At 69.5% G+C, this 9,082-nt stretch carries 10 protein-coding genes and 1 other RNA gene; 9 read left to right on the top strand and 2 right to left on the bottom strand.

Annotated elements, in window-relative coordinates; genetic code table 11:
• Nucleotides 1–216 precede the first annotated feature (216 nt).
• Together hemC and ACT6Y9_RS05855 are read left to right on the top strand one after the other, a co-directional pair.
• The gene (gene hemC, locus ACT6Y9_RS05860) at nucleotides 217–1,146 is read left to right on the top strand and encodes a hydroxymethylbilane synthase (protein ID WP_443743841.1); all 930 of its coding nucleotides are present in this window, start codon (nucleotides 217–219) and stop codon (nucleotides 1,144–1,146) included.
• Nucleotides 1,143–1,943, top strand: a complete 801-nt coding sequence (locus ACT6Y9_RS05855; RefSeq protein ID WP_443743840.1) for a uroporphyrinogen-III synthase — start codon at nucleotides 1,143–1,145, stop codon at nucleotides 1,941–1,943. The genes hemC and ACT6Y9_RS05855 overlap by 4 nt, the downstream gene beginning before the upstream one ends.
• 123 nt (nucleotides 1,944–2,066) lie before the next feature.
• Here ACT6Y9_RS05855 and rho read toward each other — a convergent pair whose 3' ends face one another.
• Together rho and trxA are read right to left on the bottom strand one after the other, a co-directional pair.
• Nucleotides 2,067–3,323, bottom strand: a complete 1,257-nt coding sequence (gene rho, locus ACT6Y9_RS05850) for a transcription termination factor Rho (protein ID WP_295476779.1) — start codon at nucleotides 3,321–3,323, stop codon at nucleotides 2,067–2,069.
• Nucleotides 3,324–3,576: 253 nt separating this feature from the next.
• Entirely contained in the window at nucleotides 3,577–3,897 is a 321-nt protein-coding gene (gene trxA / locus ACT6Y9_RS05845) for a thioredoxin (RefSeq protein WP_443743839.1), read from the bottom strand.
• 453 nt (nucleotides 3,898–4,350) lie between these two features.
• On the opposite strand from trxA, the gene ffs reads away from it, so the two are divergent.
• From ffs to gmhA, 7 genes are all read left to right on the top strand, one after another.
• Nucleotides 4,351–4,449: signal recognition particle sRNA small type (gene ffs / locus ACT6Y9_RS05840), an RNA gene on the top strand.
• 137 nt (nucleotides 4,450–4,586) lie between these two features.
• A complete protein-coding gene (dnaX, locus tag ACT6Y9_RS05835; RefSeq protein ID WP_443743838.1) occupies nucleotides 4,587–5,906 on the top strand; it encodes a DNA polymerase III subunit gamma/tau in 1,320 nt (439 codons plus the stop codon).
• Nucleotides 5,907–5,976: 70 nt separating this feature from the next.
• Nucleotides 5,977–6,324, top strand: a complete 348-nt coding sequence (locus ACT6Y9_RS05830) for a hypothetical protein (RefSeq protein ID WP_295476773.1) — start codon at nucleotides 5,977–5,979, stop codon at nucleotides 6,322–6,324.
• 58 nt (nucleotides 6,325–6,382) lie between these two features.
• Nucleotides 6,383–6,715: a YbaB/EbfC family nucleoid-associated protein gene (locus ACT6Y9_RS05825; protein WP_443743837.1), complete on the top strand. Its 333-nt coding sequence runs from the start codon at nucleotides 6,383–6,385 to the stop codon at nucleotides 6,713–6,715.
• Between the two features lie 150 nt (nucleotides 6,716–6,865).
• The gene (modD, locus tag ACT6Y9_RS05820) at nucleotides 6,866–7,717 is read left to right on the top strand and encodes a ModD protein (RefSeq protein WP_443743836.1); all 852 of its coding nucleotides are present in this window, start codon (nucleotides 6,866–6,868) and stop codon (nucleotides 7,715–7,717) included.
• Nucleotides 7,717–8,337 carry a recombination mediator RecR gene (gene recR / locus ACT6Y9_RS05815; protein ID WP_295476770.1) on the top strand — a complete coding sequence of 207 codons (621 nt, stop codon included), beginning with the start codon at nucleotides 7,717–7,719 and terminating at the stop codon, nucleotides 8,335–8,337. Before modD ends, recR begins: the two co-directional genes overlap by 1 nt.
• A 56-nt stretch (nucleotides 8,338–8,393) precedes the next feature.
• Nucleotides 8,394–8,990 carry a D-sedoheptulose 7-phosphate isomerase gene (gene gmhA, locus ACT6Y9_RS05810; protein WP_295476768.1) on the top strand — a complete coding sequence of 199 codons (597 nt, stop codon included), beginning with the start codon at nucleotides 8,394–8,396 and terminating at the stop codon, nucleotides 8,988–8,990.
• Nucleotides 8,991–9,082: the final 92 nt, after the last annotated feature.

Raw genomic sequence — 9,082 nt, 5'->3', positions numbered from 1 at the left:
AGATATAAAGCAAGCTTTTCCTAGTAAAAAAACAAAGAATTAGGGCTGGCGCACAGCAAGCAATTAGAGCCTGCTACGCGTCAGCCCTGCGCCGCAGGACGGTCTTTAAGGTTGCCTGCGCCGTCCCTGTTTAGAATTCCTCTTCCCAAGAGGAGTTCCGGACGGACGCGCGGTGCGCTCGGCCGGCGAACGCCTCGTAGAAGAAAAGAACACACCATGCCCCAGTTCGACCGCTGCGTCATCGCCACCCGAGAAAGTCCGCTTGCCATGTGGCAGGCCCTGCACGTTCAGGCCCTTCTGCGCGGCCGCTATCCGGGCGCCGAGGTCGAGCTCCTCGGCATGACGACCCGCGGCGACCAGATCCTCGACCGCACGCTCTCGAAGGTGGGCGGCAAGGGCCTTTTCGTGAAGGAGCTCGAGGCGGCGATGCAGCGCGGCGAGGCGGACCTCGCGGTCCATTCGCTCAAGGACGTGCCGATGGAGCTCCCCGAGGGGTTCGAACTTGTCGCCGTCTCCGAGCGCGAGGATCCGCGCGACGCCTTCGTCTCGCCCAAGTACGCCTCGCTCGACGAGATGCCGCGCGGCGCGCGCGTGGGCACGGCGAGCCTGCGCCGCGAACTGATGCTGCGCATGCGCTACCCGCACCTCGAGGTGCTCCCGATCCGCGGCAACGTCGGCACGCGTCTGCGCAAGCTCGACGAAGGGCAGTTCGACGCGCTCGTGATGGCCTCCGCGGGCCTGAAGCGCCTCGGCCTCGCCGAGCGCATCCGCCAGATCATTCCCGCCGAGGTGAGCCTGCCCTCGCCCGGCCAGGGCGCGCTCGGCATCGAGATCCGTGCGGGCGACGAGAAGATGGAGCAGGCGCTCACCTTCATCAACTGCCCGGCGACGCGCGCATGCTGCACGGCCGAGCGCGCCGTCTCGCGCGCCATGGGCGGCTCCTGCCAGGTGCCGCTCGCCGCCTACGCCGTGGTCGAGGGCGACGAGCTCTGGCTGCGCGCGCTCGTCGGCAACCACCACATCGGCGAAGCGGTATTCTCCGAGGCCCGCGGCCCCGTTTCGGATCCGGAGGCGATTGCCGCCGCCGTCGTTGAAGATCTGCGTCGTCAGGGCGCGGAAGATTATCTCAAGGCCTGTCTCGGATGACTGAAAACACTGCCGCACCGGCGCGCACGCGCCCGGTGATCCTCATGCGACCCGGCGAGGCGAACAACCGCCTCGCGGAGCTTCTGCGCCCGGACTGCCACGACGTCTGGCGCTGGCCCGCCTTCACGATCGAACTGCCGCAGCACACCGAGCTCGTTGCCGACCGGCTCGCGCACCTCGACGACGTCGAGATGGTCGTGCTCCCGAGTCCGGCCGCCGTCACGGCGGTCGCGCACTGGGTGCGCGAGTGGCCCGAGCACATCACGCTCGCCACGGTGGGCGAGGGGACCGCACGGGTGATCCGCGCGGCCTGGGGCGACGGCGTGAAGCTCATCTACCCCGAGGGCGACGCGGAGCATTCGGGCTCCGAGGCGCTCTGGCCGATCGTGCAGGCGCACGGCGCACCTTCGCGCGTGCTCTTTCTGCGCGGTCAGACCGGCCGCGAATGGCTGCCCGAGCAGTTCCGCCGCATCGGCAGCGACGTGGTCGTGCTCTGCGCCTACGTGCGTGTGCCGCTCGAACTCTCCGCTCAGGCGCTGCGGCAGCTGCGCCGCGCCGCGTCGAGTCCCGCGCCCGTGGTCTACATCACGAGCACCGACGCGGTGGACGTGCTCATGCACGCCGTGCGCCCGGTCCCCGAAGCCCGCGACTGGATCACCTCGGGCGTGGCGGTGACGATCCACCCGAGAATCGTGGCGCGCCTCGGCGAGGCCGGCTTCACGAAGATCGAGCTCACCGAACCGGAGGACGAATCGGTGCGCGCCCACATCCTCGCGCACCTCGCCGACGCGGACTGACCGTACCTCGAAGCCCCGCAAAAAACGGACGCCGCGCCCTCCCGGAAGACCGGGGGAGCGCGGCGTCCGTGCATCCGGCCTTTCCCCCGCGGAGCCGGCGGCTCTGCGCGGGAAAGTGAGGGACTACTTCTTCATCGCGTCGAAGAATTCGGCGTTGGTCTTCGTCGCCTTGAGCTTGTCGAGAAGGAACTCCATCGCCTCGAGCTCGTCCATGTCGTAGAGGAACTTGCGCAGCACCCAGACCTTCTGGAGCACGTCGGGCTTGAGGAGAAGCTCCTCGCGGCGGGTGCCCGAGCGGTTGAGGTTGATCGCCGGGTAGACGCGCTTCTCGGCCATGCGGCGCTCAAGGTGGATTTCGTTGTTGCCCGTGCCCTTGAACTCCTCGTAGATCACGTCGTCCATGCGCGAGCCCGTGTCGATCAGGGCCGTGCCGATGATCGTGAGCGACCCGCCCTCCTCGATCTTGCGCGCCGCGCCGAAGATGCGCTTCGGGCGCTCGAGGGCGTTGGCGTCCACGCCGCCCGTGAGGACCTTGCCCGAAGAGGGAATCACCTGGTTGTAGGCGCGCGCGAGGCGCGTGATCGAGTCGAGGAGCACGACGACGTCGCGCTTGGACTCTGCGAGGCGCTTCGCCTTTTCGATCACCATCTCGGCGACCTGCACGTGGCGCACGGCCGGTTCGTCGAAGGTGGCGGCGACCACTTCGCCGCGGATCGTGCGCTGCATTTCGGTCACTTCCTCGGGGCGTTCATTGACGAGGAGCACCATGAGCACGACGTCGGGGTAGTTCGTCGCGATGGCGTGGGCGATGTGCTGCAGCAGCACCGTCTTGCCGGACTTCGGAGGCGCGACGATGAGCGAGCGCTGGCCCTTGCCGATCGGGGCGATCATGTCGATGATGCGGCCCGTGAGGTTCTCGTCGCCGCGCATGTCGCGCTCGAGCACGAGAGGCTCGTTCGGGAAGATCGGCGTGAGGTTCTCGAAGAGCATGCGGTGCTTGAGCGCCTCGGGCGGCAGCCCGTTGACGTTGTCCACGCGCACGAGGGCGAAGTAGCGCTCGCCCTCCTTGGGGATGCGCACCTCGCCTTCGATCGAGTCGCCGGTGTGCAGGTTGAAGCGGCGGATCTGCGAGGGCGAGATGTAGATGTCGTCCGTGCTCGCGAGGTAGCTCGTGTCGGGGCAGCGCAGGAAGCCGAAGCCGTCGGGCAGGATTTCGAGCGTGCCGTCGCCGTAGATCGTTTCGCCCTGCTTCGCCTTCTTCTTGAGAATGGCGTACATCAGCTCCTGCTTGCGCATGCGCTGGGCGTTTTCGACTTCGAGCGCGGCGGCCATGTCGAGGAGCTGCGTGACGTGTAGGGCTTTGAGGTCCGAGAGATGCATGGGGATCGGTGTGCGTCGTGCGCCGCCGGCCGGAGGAATTGAGGTCCCTGACGGGGACGCCCGCCTTCAGGGGAGGCGAAGGGGGGCTTCGGGGCGCGCGGTGTTTTTTGGTGTGGGAGACGGTGCGGGGCTAGGGTTCAGGGGGCGGCGCCGGGGAGGGCCCGGCGGCGGCCGCTCTTCATGTGCGGGCGGGCGGCCGCGCCGGCCGCTGGCCCCGCGGGCTCCGCGGGGCCTGTAGGAGGCGGAGGGCGCCTCAGAGGTTCTTTTCGATGAAGGCGTTGAGCGTCGCCTGGTCGCAGGCGCCGGAGCGCTGGTCGAGGAGCTCGCCCTTCTTGAAGGCGATGATCGTCGGGATGCCGCGCACGCCGTACTGGGCGGCCTTCTCCGAGGAGACGTCGCAGTCGTACTTGGCGATGACGGCACGGCCGTCGTAGAGGTCGGCCGCCTCCTCAAGGCGCGGCGCGAGCATGCGGCAGGGGCCGCACCACGGCGCCCAGAAGTCCACGAAGACGGTGACGTCGCTCTGGATGGTCTGATCGAAGTCGGCGTCGGTGATGTGAAGGATTTCGCTCATTGCGTTGCTCCTCAAATGGATTGCGCCCCCGGGCGGACGGCGCGCAGGCGGAGTTCCTGCGCGGGAGGCTGCGGGTGCGGCGGCGCCCGCTCCGGGACTGCCGCACGCTCCGGGCGGCTTCGCCCCCGGGAGTCGGGATCATGAATGCGTGTTGTCTTCTTCGCCTCCGGCGGAGGGCCGGGCGTCCCGCGCTCGACGCGCATCTGCGTGCACGGAGGGGGAGGAGGCCGGAAGCCGGGAGGAAGGGGCCCTTGAGCGCCGGCGAAGGAGGAGTTGGGGCGGCGGGAGGTCCGGAAGAACCAGGACGAAGTCCGCGTGCGCGCCCGGGCCGGCGGGCCCGACAAAGGAACGGCTCGAATAGTAGCACCTCGCCCGGCGCCCCAACAGGCGGCGCGGGGCCGAGGGAAGCAATCTTTTGCAAATCCGCCGTGCCTACCCTATACTCCTGAGCTTGGCGGGTCCCCTCGCATGCGCGTCCCGGAAACCTGGTCAGGTCGGGAACGAAGCAGCCATACCGGTGTGCGTGCAGTGCCGAGGACAAGGCTCGCCATTTTCGTGCCTATTTCGTTCGATGCCGAACGGAATGCAGTGGCGCACGGCGGGGGAGCGGCGTGGCCGGGGAGGGGGTGGGGCGCCCTCCGTTAGAATGTCCGGCGTTGAACGGCTTTCATTCCATCTCCTCCGCCCCCATGAGCAGCTATCAGGTACTTGCGCGCAAGTGGCGCCCCCATGACTTCGAGTCGATCGTCGGACAGGACCACGTCGTGACGGCGCTCACGCGCGCCCTCACCGAGGGCCGTCTGCACCACGCGTATCTCTTCACGGGCACGCGCGGCGTGGGCAAGACCACGATCTCGCGCATCTTCGCCAAGGCGCTCAACTGCCGCGGCGAGGACGGCAGGGGCGGCGTCACGGCGCACCCGTGCGGCAAGTGCGAGGCGTGTCGCGCGATCGACGAAGGCCGCTTCGTGGACTACATCGAGATGGACGCGGCCTCGAACCGCTCGGTCGAGGACATGACGCAGCTCCTGGAGCGCGCGATGTACGCACCGACCGAAGGGCGCTTCAAGGTCTACATGATCGACGAAGTGCACATGCTCTCCACGACGGCCTTCAACGCGATGCTGAAGACCCTCGAGGAGCCGCCCGAGTACGTGAAGTTCATCCTCGCGACCACCGACCCGCAGAAGGTTCCCGTCACGGTCCTCTCGCGCTGCCTGCAGTTCAGCCTGAGGAACATGACCCCGGCGGCGATCGTGGACCACCTCGAGCACATCCTCACGGCCGAAGGGATGAAGGCCGAACGCCCGGGCCTGCGGCTCATCGCCGAAGGCGCCCGTGGCTCGATGCGCGACGCGCTCTCGCTCCTCGACCAGGCGATCGCCTATTCCGGGGGCGAGGTGACGGACGCCTCCGTGCGCCGCATGCTCGGGCTCACGTCCGAGAACGCCCTCGCGGGAATCCTCAACGCGCTCGCCGACGGCGACGCCGCGAAGATGATGAGCTACGCCGATCTGATGACCCGCGAGAGCGCCTCGTTCGGCGAGGGGCTGCGCGGACTCGCCGCGATGCTCCACAAGATCGCGCTCCTGCAGCGCGTGCCGTCGGCCGTCGCCGAGGATGATCCGGGCTACGGCGAGATGAAGGCGCTCGCCGGGCGCCTCTCGCCCGAAGAGGTCCAGCTCTGCTACCAGATCGTGCTTCAGGGCCGCAACGACCTCCCGCTCGCGCCCGACGAATACGCCGGCTTCACGATGACGCTGCTCAGGATGCTCGCCTTCAAGCCCGCGGGCGCGCGCCGCGCACCCCCCGCCCGCGACCGCGCCGCGGGAGCGGCTCAGCCGGTCGAGCCGGTTCAGTCCGCGCCGCAGGCTGCTCCTGCTCCTGCGACTGCGCCGCAGCCGGCCGCTCCGGCGCCCCAGCGGCAGGCCGCACCCCCCGAGCCGCCGCCCTGGATGGATGCGTCCGAACCCGCGGAGCCCCCGCGGGGAGAGCCTCGCGCCAGCTGACGCGCTCCCCGGAGCGCCCGCACGACGGGCGCCCCTCAGCTGGCGGGACATCATCGAGGGAGCGGGGCTCATGGGCCCCCTGAAGTCGCTCGCGTCCCAGTCACAGGTGATTGCGCTCGAGCCCGGTCGCGTACAATTGCGCCTCGGCGTGCATTCGCTCCTCACGGACGCCAACCGGCGGCTTCTCGAAGAGCGGGTGTCGGCCTGGCTCGGCCGCCCCTTCCGGGTGGTCTTCGAGGCGGGCGACGCGGAGGCGGGTTCGACCGTTGCTGACGCGGTGCGCGCGCAGAAGGCGGCCGAGCGCAGTGCGCTCGTCGAGCGCTTCCGGCGCGATCCGGTGGTCGAGGAGATCGTGCGCCGCTTCGACGGCGCCGTGGACGAGGCGTCCGTCGAGGCGCTCGACCCGGCGGCGAAGTAGTGCGCCGCCTCCCGCGGCAGAAAGATTTTTTTTGATCCACGTTTCTCGGAGAAACAGCATGCGCAACATGGGCGGCATGGGCGGCATGGGCGGACTGATGGCCCAGGCCCAGAAGATGCAGCAGAAGCTCGCCAAGGTTCAGGAAGAGCTCAAGGCGATGGAGTTCACGGGCGAGGCCGGCAACGGCGCCGTGAAGGCGACGATCACGGGCGGCCACGAGTGCCGCAAGATCTCGATCGACCCGAGCGTCGTGGACCCGGAGGACGTCGAGATGCTCGAGGATCTGATCGTGCTCGCCGTCAACAACGCCGAGGCCGTCTGCCGCGAGAAGAGCGAGGCCGCGATGCGCCAGGCCGTTCCGCTCCCCCCGGGGATGAAGCTCCCCTTCTGATCATTTCGGAAAGGCACGACCGGCGGGAGGCACTCCCCCCCGGACCCATGAAGAGACGCTTCGGCGTCGGCCGCTCGTCCGGTCGGCCGGAGCGTTTCTTCGTTTACGGGGCGCCTCCTCGGGAGGAGGCGCCCGAAGCGAGGCCCACTCATGACGACGCTCGAACCCCTCGACTGGATTGATTCGCTTCTTTTTGACGACCGGCCCTACGAGGACCTCACGACCGAGGGCCTCGGCATCGGCGCCCAACCCGGGCGCGTCACCGCCGCGCTCAAGGCGCCCGGCGTCGTTGCCGGGGCGGGCATCGCCGCGGCGCTCCTGCGCCGTGCGGGGGCCTGGGTCGAAGTGCTCCGCGAAGACGGCGCCCTGGTCGAGGCGGACGAGCCCATTCTCCGGGCTGAGGGGGCCGCCGCGGCGCTCCACGCCGTCTACAAGACCGCGCAGTGCGTGATGGAGTACGCGGGCGGCGTCGCCGCGCGGACCCGCCTCATGGTCGAGCGCGCGCAGGCCGTGCGCCCGGCCGTCCAGGTCGCGGGCACCCGCAAGCACTGGCCGGGCGGGAAGCGCATCGCGCTCGCCGGGCTCGCCGCGGGGGGCGGCATCGTGCACCGGCTCGGGCTCTCCGACTCCATCCTCGTCTTTGACCAGCACCGCGTCTTCTGCGGCGACTTCCCGGCGGCGTTCGCCCGCCTCAAGGCGCGCAGCCCCGAGCGCAAGGCGGCCGTTGAGGCCGCCTCGCCCGAAGAAGGCCTCGCCTTCGTGCGCATGGGCGCCGACATCGTGCAGTGCGAGCGCTTCACGCCCGCGGCGCTTGCCGAATTCATCCCGGCCGCGCGCGCCCTTAATCCCGCGCTCGTCGTTTCGGCCGCGGGCGGCGTCAAGGGCGCGAACGCCGCGGACTACGCCCGCGCGGGCGCGGACATCCTGGTGACGAGCTGGCCCTATTGGGCCGAGCCCCAGGACGTGAAGATGGCCTTCTCGCGCCTTGAAGGAGGCCGCTGATGGCGCTCACGCCCTCTCCGGCGCTCGAGGCCCTCATCCGGGCGCTCGAGGCGCTCCCCGGGTATGGACCGAGGAGCGCGCAGCGCGCGGCCTTCTTCCTCCTCGAACCCGCGAACCGCCCGAAGCTCGAGGCGCTTGGCCGGGCATTGGGCGCCGCCTCCCGCGTGCGCCGCTGCAGGCTCTGCCGCACCTGGTGCGAGACGGAGCTCTGCGCGACCTGCGCGGACGAATCGCGCGACCGGTCGCTCCTTTGCGTGGTCGAGAGCGTGCAGGACCAGATGGCGCTCGACGCATCGCTCTCCTGGCCGGGACTCTACTTTGTGCTCTCGGGGCGCCTCTCGCCCCTTGACGACGCCGGTCCCGAGGAAATCGGCCTCACGGCCCTGATGGGGCGCATCGAGACTGGGATCGCCGAGGACGGGCTGCGCGAGGTGGTGGTCGCCACCTCCTATACGCCCGAAGGCGACGCCACGGCGTACTATCTGATGGGCGCGGTGAAGAAGCGCTGGCCGGGGCTGCGCATCACGCGCCTCGCGCGCGGCCTGCCCTCGGGGCTCGAGATCGAGTACACCGACCTTGCGACGATCGCCGCGGCGGTCGAAGACCGGCGCGAAGGCTGAACGAAGCTCTTCCGCGCTTCACCTTTCATCCTCTTCTCCCACGGAGACGCTCTTCCATGAGTTCCCAGCACGTGCGCGCTGCGCTTCTTGAGGCCCGTGAGGCGCTCGACCATCTTCTCGCCGACGAGACGGCGCTCGAGGCGGTGGACGCCGCCGGCGCGCTCATGGCCGAAACGATCCGCGCGGGCGGCAGGATCTTCTCCTGCGGCAACGGCGGCAGCCTCTGCGACGCAATGCACTTCGCCGAGGAGATGACCGGGCGCTACCGCATGAACCGCCGGTCCTACGCCGCGACCGCGATCGCCGACGCCTCGCACCTCGCGTGCGTCGCCAACGACTTCGGCTACGAGGAGGTGTTCTCGCGCTACGTCGAAGGCGTCGCGCGTCCGGGCGACGTGCTCCTCGGCATCACCACTTCGGGAACGAGCCGCAACGTCGTGCGCGCGGCCGAAGCCGCCCGCCGCATGGGCGTGAAGGTGGTGGCGCTCACCGGCCGCGCCGGCTCGCCCATCACGGAGCTCGCGGACGTCGCGATCGTCACGCCCGGCGGCCGCTGGGCCGACCGCGTGCAGGAGCTCCACATCAAGTGCATCCACATCCTCATCGAGCTCGTGGAGCGCCGCCTCGACCCGCAGAACTACGCCGGCGAATAGCCCCTCCGGTGCGCCCGTCCGGACGTGATTTGCTAAAATCCGGACCTGCAACGAATTCAACGGCAAGGGCGGCGCTCACTGAGGCGCCGCCC

This window comes from Sutterella sp., from assembly GCF_052272535.1.
In the GTDB taxonomy this organism is placed as follows: domain Bacteria; phylum Pseudomonadota; class Gammaproteobacteria; order Burkholderiales; family Burkholderiaceae_F; genus Sutterella.
Note: the sequence above shows the minus strand (reverse complement) of the source record. Positions and strands in the feature narration are given on the sequence as shown.